The sequence below is a fragment of the Marivita sp. S2033 genome (genome assembly GCF_046592965.1).
Lineage (GTDB): Bacteria > Pseudomonadota > Alphaproteobacteria > Rhodobacterales > Rhodobacteraceae > Marivita.
Genome location: NZ_JBISBV010000049.1, coordinates 1 through 918, shown reverse-complemented (window position 1 = coordinate 918; position 918 = coordinate 1). Strand labels below are relative to the sequence as shown.

The 918-nt window shown below is 58.8% G+C and carries 1 protein-coding gene; it reads left to right on the top strand.

The annotated features are described in order from the left end of the window. The first annotated feature begins 149 nt into the window (after positions 1-149). Positions 150-907 (top strand): IS5 family transposase gene (locus ACGKZZ_RS17255; RefSeq protein ID WP_411224753.1). Its coding sequence is split into 2 segments (ribosomal slippage): positions 150-474 and positions 474-907, totalling 759 coding nucleotides; the frame shifts between segments, so codons are not numbered across the junction. Positions 908-918 lie beyond the last annotated feature (11 nt).

Sequence of the window (918 nt, the reverse complement as noted above, 5' to 3'; positions counted from 1 at the left end):
AAGGCTCAGACGCCATACACCGCCCCGTCAGCGACCTCGGCCAAGGCCGCTGACGGGGACAATATAGCAAACTGGAGATACAGAAGGGTCAGGATGCATTGATCTTCAACGCGCTGCGTGATTCACGGCTCGGAAAACGGAGCGGTGACATGAGCGACCTTTACTGGCTGAGCGACGAGCAGATGGCCAAACTATCCCCTTTCTTCCCGAAGTCGCACGGCAAGCCGCGGGTTGATGACAGACGGGTGCTGAGCGGGATAATCTTCATCAATCGCAATGGCTTGCGCTGGCGTGACGCTCCGGAAGCCTACGGACCGCACAAGACGCTATACAGCCGGTGGAAGCGTTGGAGTGAGAAAGGCATCTTCGCCCAGATGATGGTCGGCCTGGCTGCCAAACACGGAGAGGAAAAGACCGTGATGATTGACGCGACCTATCTGAAGGCACACCGCACCGCGACCAGCATGGCCGCGAAAAAGGGGGGCGCGGTCGCCTGATCGGTCGAACAAAGGGCGGCATGAATACCAAACTGCATGCCATCTGCGACAGCCAAGGGCGACCGCTCAGCCTGTTCGTCACCGCTGGACAGGTCAGCGACTACATCGGTGCGCGGGCGCTACTGAGCAGCCTACCCAAAGTCGACTGGCTGCTCGGGGATCGCGGCTACGACGCCGACTGGTTCCGAGACGCGTTGAAAGACAAAGGGATACGCGCCTGTATTCCTGGCCGAAAGCAGCGCACGACGAAAGTGAAATACGACAAGCGCCGATACAAACGGCGCAACCGCATTGAGATCATGTTTGGCAGGCTCAAGGATTGGCGGCGTGTGGCGACACGCTATGACCGCTGTCCTAAGGTTTTCCTCTCAGCCATCGCCCTCGCTGCAACCGTCATCTACTGGTTATGAATCCTGACCCT